This window comes from Cereibacter johrii (genome assembly GCF_001720585.1).
GTDB classification, from domain to species: domain Bacteria; phylum Pseudomonadota; class Alphaproteobacteria; order Rhodobacterales; family Rhodobacteraceae; genus Cereibacter_A; species Cereibacter_A johrii.
Genome location: NZ_MABH01000175.1, coordinates 1 through 8242, shown reverse-complemented (window position 1 = coordinate 8242; position 8242 = coordinate 1). Strand labels below are relative to the sequence as shown.

7 protein-coding genes are annotated in these 8242 nt (G+C 69.5%); all 7 read right to left on the bottom strand.

Translation table 11 applies throughout. The features are described 5' to 3' along the window. The coding region (locus A9O63_RS16460; RefSeq protein ID WP_141703103.1) for an NAD(P)/FAD-dependent oxidoreductase at window positions 1-610 on the bottom strand (610 nt) is incomplete at its 3' end. A 4-nt stretch (window positions 611-614) separates the two neighbouring features. Beyond that, window positions 615-1895: an NAD(P)/FAD-dependent oxidoreductase gene (locus tag A9O63_RS16455; protein WP_069332906.1), complete on the bottom strand. Its 1281-nt coding sequence runs from the start codon at window positions 1893-1895 to the stop codon at window positions 615-617. Between the two features lie 794 nt (window positions 1896-2689). Continuing rightward, entirely contained in the window at window positions 2690-3784 is a 1095-nt protein-coding gene (locus tag A9O63_RS16450; protein WP_069332905.1) for a BMP family ABC transporter substrate-binding protein, read from the bottom strand. A gap of 47 nt (window positions 3785-3831) precedes the next feature. Beyond that, window positions 3832-4764 (bottom strand): ABC transporter permease, encoded by a 933-nt coding sequence (locus A9O63_RS16445; RefSeq protein WP_069332904.1) that lies wholly within the window; start codon window positions 4762-4764, stop codon window positions 3832-3834. Beyond that, a complete protein-coding gene (locus A9O63_RS16440; protein WP_069332903.1) occupies window positions 4764-5846 on the bottom strand; it encodes an ABC transporter permease in 1083 nt (360 codons plus the stop codon). The genes A9O63_RS16445 and A9O63_RS16440 overlap by 1 nt, the downstream gene beginning before the upstream one ends. 36 nt (window positions 5847-5882) lie before the next feature. Further along, a complete protein-coding gene (locus tag A9O63_RS16435; protein WP_069332902.1) occupies window positions 5883-7406 on the bottom strand; it encodes an ABC transporter ATP-binding protein in 1524 nt (507 codons plus the stop codon). Further along, the coding region (xdhC, locus tag A9O63_RS16430) for a xanthine dehydrogenase accessory protein XdhC (protein ID WP_069332901.1) at window positions 7403-8242 on the bottom strand (840 nt) is incomplete at its 5' end. The genes xdhC and A9O63_RS16435, both read right to left, overlap by 4 nt.

Sequence of the window (8242 nt, the reverse complement as noted above, 5' to 3'; positions counted from 1 at the left end):
CCCCGTCGGCCCAGGCACCGGCGGCGTTGACGAGGATGCGCGCCCGATAGCCTTCGCCCGCCTCGACGCGCCAGCCCGCTCCGTCGCGCGCGATGGCGCCGACCCGCGCCTTCGTGACGATCCGGGCGCCCCGGGCGCGGGCCTCGCGGGCGAAGCCCTGCAGCAGGCGGTCGGTGTCGATGTCCCAGGCGTGATCGGCGCGGGCCGCGAGCGTCACGTCGGGGCGCAGGATCGGCACGGCGGCCCGCGCCTCCTCGGCCGAGATGCGCTCGAGATCCATCCCCACCGCCTCGTCCTCGAACTGCGCGCGCTCGGCCTCGCGGCCCACGACCAGGAGGCCCCGCGGCGAGAGGATGCCGTCCGCTGCCCGGAAGAAATCGCCCGAGGCGAGCGACAGCTCGACCACCGGCGGCAGGCCGTAGCGCGGCTCGTAGAGCGCGGCCGACCGGCTCGAGGCGTGATGCGCGAGCGTGTCCTCGGCCTCGAGCAGCGTGACCGTGCCCAGTTCCGACAGGCGGGCGGCGGCCGAGACACCGGCTATGCCCCCACCGATGATGAGAAAATCGCTGTCCATGCGGCGCAGGCTGGCCCGCGCCGCGCGGATTGGCAAGGGGTCATCCCTTGCGCGCGGCCTTGAGCTTGTCGATGCCGAGCATCTTCATCGCCGCCCATTCGTAGAGCGGCTCGGCGGTGCCGAGCTTCACCTTGCGCAGGAAGTATTTCTCGAAGGCGATCTTGGCGAAATGGACCCAGCGGCCCTCGGCCGACCAGTTCACGTTGCGCGGCGGGATCTGCGGCTGGGCGATGAAGGCGATGCCGCGGTCGCCGAAATCGGCGAGACAGACCGCGTTCCAGGTGGCGACCTCGTCGGGCTCCTTGCCGCGGACCAGCGCGCCGATGTTGTGCGCCGTGGCGGTGACCATCGATTCGATCATGAAGCCGGTCTTGGGCACGCCCACCGGCACCGGCGTGGCTCCCATCGGCGGGATCGCCACGCAGACGCCCACGGCAAAGATGTTCGGGAAGGCGGGGTTGCGCTGGTGAGGGTCGACGAGGGTGAAGCCGCGCGGGTTCGAGAGCCCCTCGATGCCCGAGACGGCCTTCACTCCCCGGAAGGCGGGCAGCATCATCGCATAGCCGAAGGGCAGGGCATGGGGCTTCGTGGCGCCGCCCTCGGCCACTTCCTCGACATGCATCATCCCCGCCTCGACCCGCGAGATCCGGGCCGAGGTGATCCATTTGATATGGCGGCTGCGCAGCGCGGATTCGAGCAGCCCCTTGGTGTCGCCCACCCCGTCGAGGCCGAGATGGCCGATATAGGGTTCGGAGGTGACAAAGGTCATGGGCACCCGGTCGCGGATCTTGCGCCGACGCAGGGCCGCATCGAGGATGAAGGCGAATTCGTAGGCCGGGCCGAAGCAGCTCGCGCCCTGTGCCGCCCCCACCACGATGGGGCCGGGGGTCTCGCAGAACCGCTCGAAGGCCGCGTGGGCGGCCTCGGCATGGTCGATATGGCAGATGGACTGGGTGTGGCCCTCGGGGCCGAAGCCCTCGATCTCGTCGAAGGCAAGCTCGGGGCCGGTCGCCACCACGAGGTAATCGTAGTCGAGCGCGCTGCCGTCGGCGAGCTCCACCCGGTTCTCGGCCGGCACGAGGCGCGTGGCGGGCACCGTCCGAAAGGTGATCCCGAGCCGCTGCATCGTGGGCGCCAGATCGGCGCTGATATGGCCGCGCGTCCGCCAGCCCACCGCCACCCACGGGTTGGAGGGCACGAAATGATAGCTCGGATCGCGGGTCACGACGGTGATCCGGTCCTCGCTGCGGAGCTGCTGCTGCAACTCGTAGGCCATGATCGAGCCGCCCAGACCGGCCCCGAGAACGACGACATGCGCCATTGATTCCTCCTCTTCCCTGCTCCGACGATAGATCATGAAAGATGAATATGTCGAGCGGCGAGGCGGGTGCCGGGGCCAGGGACAAAAGGACCCCGGTCGCGGGGACCGGGGCCGAGGAGGTCGCATCGGGAAGGGTATCGACAGGCAGCGGTCCCAAGGCTTCGTGCTGAAAAGGCATTGGGGACAAGAAACAGCCGAACGATGGCGAACTCGTGCGGGGGAAGGTCTCAACGGGATAGATTGAAAAGGCATCCCCGGAACCGCTGAACTCTGGATAGCACGCCTTGCCTTTCCCGCGAATATGGGGGGCCGGGGGTCCTGTTCGAATTGACGGAAGTTTCACGTCAAAACCGGAGGAAGCACTCAGGTTCGCGCGTGCGGGGGCGAGGGGAGGGGCCGAGCGCCCGTCTCCGGCCCGCCTGCTCGACGATCCCGAGCACCGGGAACCGGCTCCTGCCGCGACTCGGGGCCGGGAGGTTCGGCTAGGGAAAGACCGGGGACCGGCATGGTGCGAAAGCCCTGTGCGATGGAACGAGGGGGACGGGGAGTTCGGGCTCCGCTCCGCGATGCAGCCGAAGAAGGTGACCCGCGCCGAGGCGCCGCGTCCTTCACGCTTCGCGAATGGCAGGGGCGCCCCGGGTTCTCCCCCCGGGCGTCCCGGGCGCGTGAGAGGTCCGGCGCGCCGTGGCGGGGTGCGCAGCGGCTCCTGCCGCGAGAGGCGACGAGAGCCCGTCCGGAATGGCGAGAGGCCCGGGCCTTTCGGGCCCGGGCCTCCTGAACGAATGCGACAGGGCTTACTTCGGGATCTCGCCCGAGATGCCCTCGACATAGAAGTTCATGCCGAGAAGATCCGCGTCGGCCGCCGTCTCGCCTTCCGCGAGCCAGACCGAGCCGTCCTGCTTGTTGAGCGGTCCGGTGAAGGGATGATAGGTGCCCGCCCCAATGGCGTCATGGACTTCCATCGCCTTGGCCTTCACCTCGGCCGGCACGGCCTCGGTGATCTCGCCGATCAGCACCTCGCCGCCGCCGATGCCTTCCCAGGCGTCCGTGCTCTCCCAGGTGCCGTCGAGCACCATGCCCACGCGCTTGACGTAGTAGGGCGCCCAGTTGTCGATGATCGAGGAGACCCGCGGCGAGGGCTTGTAGTTGGCCATGTCAGAGGCCTGGCCAAAGCCCACGACGCCCGGCGTCTTGGCGGCCTCGGCGAGCGGCGCGGTCGAGTCGGTGTGGGCGAGGATCACGTCCACGCCCTGCTCGATGAGCGCCTTGGCCGCATCCGCTTCCTTGGCCGGATCGAACCAGGTGTAGGCCCAGACGACGGAGATGGAGACGTCCGGGTTCACCTTGCGCGCGTGGATGAACGAGGAGTTGATGCCCTGGATCACCTCGGGGATCGGATAGGAGCCGATGTAGCCGATCTTGTTCGACTTGGTCATCAGGCCGGCGATGGTGCCGCAGACCGCGCGGCCCTCGTAGAAGCGGGCGTTGTAGGTGGCGACGTTCGGATGCTCGCGCTTGAAGCCGGTGCAATGTTCGAACTTCACGTTCGGGAACTTGGCCGCGACATTGTTCGTCGCATCCATGTAGCCGAAGGAGGTGGTGAAGATGATGTCGCAGCCCGCGAGCGCCATCTGCGTCAGCACGCGCTCGGCGTCGGAGCCCTCGGGCACGCTTTCCTGATAGATCGTCTCGACCCGGTCGCCGAATTCCTTCTCGACGGCCAGCCGGCCCTCGTTGTGCTGGAAGCTCCAGCCGCCATCCCCGATCGGCCCGACATAGACGAAGCCCACCTTCACCTTGTCCTTGGCCTGGGCCATCGCGACCCGGCCTCCCGCCAGCGACAGCGCGAGTCCCGAGGCGGCGCTCGCGAGAAGCGTTCTGCGATCCATTCTTTAGCTCCCTGTTCCTGCCGGACGCAGCCGGCCGATATGCTGCCTCAGCGCGAGGCGTGGAAGGTCTTGCCCAGCGAGGCCGGTGCCGCCGTGCTGCGGCGGCGGTCCGCGGACATGATGACCAGCACGAGGATCGTTATCAGATAGGGCGACATGGACAAGTATTGCACCGGGATCCGTGCGCCCGCCGCCTGCAGGTTCAACTGAAGAACGGTGATGCCGCCGAAAAGATAGGCGCCGAGCAGGACCCGCCAGGGCCGCCAGCTGGCGAAGACCACGATGGCCAGCGCAATCCAGCCCGCGCCGGCGGTGATCCCGTCGGTCCATTGCGGCACACGGATGAGGCTGAGATAGGCCCCGCCGAGCCCCGCCATCGCGCCGCCGAACAGGATCGCCAGCACCCGGATCCGCACCACATGGTAGCCGAGCGCGTGGGCTGCCTCGTGATTCTCGCCCACCGCCCGCAGGACGAGGCCCGTCCGGGTGTGGCGCAGGACGAACCAGACCGCAGCCACTGCGGCGATCGAGAGATAGACCATCGCGTCGTGCCGGAAGAGCATGGTCCCGAGCCCGGGGATGTCCGAGAGCGGGCCGAGGTCGAGCCGCCCGGTCGGCGGCGGCTTCACCCCCACATAGCTCTGGCCCAGAAGGCTCGAGAGGCCGAGGCCGAAGAGCGTGAGCGCGAGGCCCGTGGCCACCTGATTGGCCATCAGGACCTGCGTGAGGAGCGCGAAGATCAGGCTCAGCGCCGCGCCCCCCAGGGCCCCGCCCACGAAGCCCAGAAGCGGGCTGCCGGTCTCGACCGCCACCGCGAAGCCGCAGATGGCGCCGATGATCATCATGCCCTCGACGCCGAGGTTGAGGACGCCCGACTTCTCCACCACCAGTTCGCCGATGGCCGCGAGGATGATCGGCACCGAGGCCATCATCAGCGAGGCCACGAGCACGGCGGGATTGATGCCTCCGAGCAGGTCCATCAGGCAGCCTCCTTCCGGCTCGGGCGGATGCGGTAGTTGGACAGAAGGTCCACGGCCAGGAGGAAGAAGAGGAGCATCCCCTGGAAGGCCTGGATCGAGGCCGCGGGCAGGCCGAGGTTGGTCGAGGCATTGTCGCCGCCGACATAGGTCAGCGCCATGAGAAGCCCGGCCAGAAGGATGCCCACCGGATTGAGCCGGCCGAGGAAGGCCACGATGATGGCGGTGAAGCCATAGCCCTGCGCGAAGTCGATCGAGATCTGCCCGGCGGGGCCCGTCACCTCGAAGAGCCCGGCGAGCCCCGCGAGCGCCCCCGAGATCCCCATGCACAGAAGGACCAGCCGGTTGGGCGAGACGCCCGCGAAGCGCGCGGCCCGCGGGGCCTGACCCGCAAGCCGGATCTGGAAGCCGAGGATATGGCGCTGCAGCAGGATGTAGGCCGCGATCACCGAGGCGAAGGCCGCCACCACCCCCCAATGCATCCCCGTGCCCGCGATCAGCTCGGGGTTGGCCGAGGAAGCCCATTGCGAGAGGTTGCGCGAGCCGGGAAAGCCGCCGCCCTCGGGGTTTCGGAGCGCGCCCAGAGCCATCGAGGCGAGGATCGACTGCGCCACATAGACGAGAAGCAGCGAGACGAGGATCTCGTTGGTGCGGAACCTCGTGCGCAGGATCGCGGGGATCATGGCCCAGATCCAGCCGCCGAGCGCGCCCGCCACGACCATCAGCGGAAAGATGAGCCGGTTGTCGGCGGGATAGAGCGCAAGCCCCGCCGCGGCGCCGAAGATGGCGCCCATCATGTACTGCCCCTCGGCGCCGATGTTCCAGATCCCCGCCCGGAAGCCCAGGCTGAGGCCAACCGCGATCAGGATCAGCGGCCCCGCCTTCACCAGAAGCTGGCCGCGGAAATACCAGGCGAATTCTCCGAAGAGCGGATCCCAGAAGATCGTGCGGATCGCCTCGACCGGGTTCTTGCCCAGCAGCGCGAACATGAGCCCGCCCGCGACCATCGTCAGAACGACCGCGAGGACCGGCGTCGCGTAATTCCAGAACCGCGACGGGTTCGGGCGCTTCTCCAGCCTCAGCATGGGCGCGCCCCCGCGCAGCGCATGAGCCTCGCGCCCTTACCCGTGAGCATGATGGGCCACCTCCATTCCATGCGCGCCGCCCATCATCAGGCCGATCTCGTCGATGGTCAGCCCCTGCGTGGGCCGAGGCGCGCTCAGGCGGCCCTCGTTCAGCGCGGCGAAGCGGTCGGCGATTTCCAGAAGCTCGTCAAGATCCTGGCTGATGACGACGACCGCCGCCCCCGCCGCGGCCCGGTCGAGGATCGCCTGCCGGATCGCGGCCGCGGCCGAGGCATCGACGCCCCAGGTCGGCTGGTTGATGACGATGACCGAGGGCTCCTGCGACAACTCGCGCCCCACCACGAACTTCTGCAGGTTCCCCCCCGAGAGGGCGCGGGCCGCGACCCAGGTGCCGGGGGTGCGCACGTCGAACCGCTCGACGATCTCGGAGGCGAAGGCGCGGGTGCCCGCCCAGTCGATGAAGCCGCGCCAGGTCAGCCGCTTGCGCACCACGCCCGAGAGGAGCGCATTCTCGACAAGGCTCATGTCGGGGGCGGCCGCATGGCCCAGCCGCTCCTCGGGGGCGGCCACGAGGCCGCGCAGGCGCCGCTCGTTCGGCCCGAGGTCGCCCACGCCGCTTCCCTCAATCAGCACCGCATCGCGCGCGGCCCGCAATTCGCCCGAGAGCGCGATCAGAAGCTCGTCCTGCCCGTTGCCCGCCACGCCGGCAATGCCCAGCACCTCGCCGCGGCGCACCTTGAAACTGATGTCCTTGAGCGCGGTGCCGAAGGGAATCGGCGAGGCGACCGAGAGCCCCGCCACCTCGAGCGCCACCTCGCCCTTGGGTGTCGCATGCCGCTCGGGCGGGGTCAGGACGGCCCCCACCATCAGCTCCGCCATCTCGCGGGCCGAGCGTTCGCGCGGGGTGCAGGTCGCCACCACCTTGCCGCGGCGCAGGATCGTCGCCTCGTCGCAGAGCGCGCGGATCTCCTCGAGCTTGTGGCTGATATAGAGAATCGCCGTGCCCTCGGCCGAGAGCTGCCGCAGGGTCTGGAACAGGATCTCCACCTCCTGCGGGGTCAGGACCGAGGTCGGCTCGTCCATGATGAGGAGCTTCGGATCCTGCAGCAGGCAGCGCACGATCTCGACCCGCTGCCGCTCGCCCGCCGACAGATCGCCCACCATCCGGTCGGGATCGAGCGGCAGGCCGTATTCCTCGGACACCTGCCGGATACGGGCCGCCAGATCGCGCAGCTTCGGCGGATTCTCCATGCCGAGTGCCACATTCTCCGCGACGTTCATCGCCTCGAACAGGCTGAAATGCTGAAAGACCATGGCGACACCCGCCGCCCGCGCCTCGCGCGGCTCGCGCGGGGCGTAGTCCTGCCCGCGCAGGCGCATCCGCCCCTCGTCGGGCCGCACGAGGCCGTAGATCATCTTGACCAGCGTGGATTTGCCTGCGCCGTTCTCGCCAAGGAGCGCATGCACCTCGCCTTCCCGGATCGAGAAGGACACGTCCGAGTTCGCGACCACGCCCGGATAGGCCTTCGTCACCCCCTCGATCCGCAGAAGTTCCGTCATGACGCGATCTCCGCCCCCACCCTGCGCTTTTCCCCCAGCAACCCCACCGCGACGCCCAAGGCAATTGCCTGCGGATGCTTGCCCAGGGACTTGTCGCCGATCGGGCACACCATCCGCGCGATCTGCCCGTCCGAATGGCCGAGGGCGCGCAATCTGCCGCGGAAGCGGGCGGCCTTGGTGGCCGAGCCGATCACGCCGAGCCCGGCCGCCCCGCGCGAGAGGATGCGATGGCAAAGCTCGAGGTCGAGCGCGTGCGAGAAGGTGAGCACGAGATGCTCGGCATGGGGCGGCGCATGGGCCACCAGCGCCTCCGGCCGCGGGGTCCAGAGCGCCCGCGGCCCCTCCGGCAGGGCCTCGGGAAAGCGGTCGCGCGCCACATCGATCCAGGTGAGGGCAAGATCGGGCAGGGGGCTCAGCACCGCGATCAGCGCCCGGCCGACATGGCCCGCCCCCCAGATCCAGATCTCCCGCTCGGGCAGGGCCAGAGGCTCGATCAGCCAGCCCTGCCGGATCTGCGCCGGAGGCCGCGCCCCCTCGCGCCGCGCCCCGTCCAGAAGGCGGCGCACCTCGAGCCCCATCGGCCGCCCGTCGAGGCTGCGCAGGACGAGCGGCCCCTCGATCCCGTCCAGGGCCGCCGCGTCCCAGACCTCGGTCACCAGCGTCACCGATCCGCCGCAGCACTGGCCGAGCGCGGGTCCGAGCGGCCTCCGGTCCACCCTGAGCCCGCCCTCCGCCAGAAGGGCGCGGGCCCGCGAGATGGCCTCCCATTCCAGCGCGCCGCCGCCGATGGTGCCCTGGGCTCCCCCCGCCCAGACCAGCATCGCGGCGCCCGGTCC